This window comes from Psychrobacter sp. 1U2, assembly GCF_051847575.1.
On record NZ_JBPYDC010001727.1, the window covers coordinates 1 to 535 of the forward strand.

Here is a 535-nt window from a genome sequence, read left to right on the forward strand (position 1 = left end):
TTTTTTATTATTTTTGTTTACTAAGTATTAAGGGATAATCTATCAACTTATGAATACGATTAACCCAAAACGTTGGTTAACATCCAAAGTAGGCCGTTAATTGCTGCAATACCCACGACCATGCTTATTAATAACTGACGGCTAATATGATAGATAATTAGCACTAATAACAATGCGCCAATTTGAGCAAGTAATAGTTGCACCTCAGCGCTATTTAGCCCAGTGCTGGCAGACAAGTCTTGATAGGAGAGACTGGTCAAAATCAATAAGACCATGACAGATAGCGGTAAGCTCTCATTGAGTCGATGTAGCCAAGGCGTATCAAGAAGCTTTTTTGGTATTAATGCTGGAATAGCACGAGTAATAAAGGTAACTCCAGCCATCGCGAAAGTGGCTGCAATCAAATAGCTACTATTCATCGTTCTCTCCTGTCACTTTATGTTGTACCCAAAAACCACGTGCCAAAATCATGAGCATACAGATGGTAATCGCTACCAGAAGTAACCAATTGCTGGTGAATAACGAGGCAATAGCC

The 535-nt window shown here is 39.4% G+C and carries 1 protein-coding gene; it reads right to left on the bottom strand.

Translation table 11 applies throughout. From position 1 onward, the window contains the following. Positions 1 to 59 precede the first annotated feature (59 nt). Positions 60 to 419, bottom strand: a complete 360-nt coding sequence (locus ACS8FD_RS24090) for an AzlD domain-containing protein (protein WP_439260772.1) — start codon at positions 417 to 419, stop codon at positions 60 to 62. Between the last annotated feature and the right edge of the window lie 116 nt (positions 420 to 535).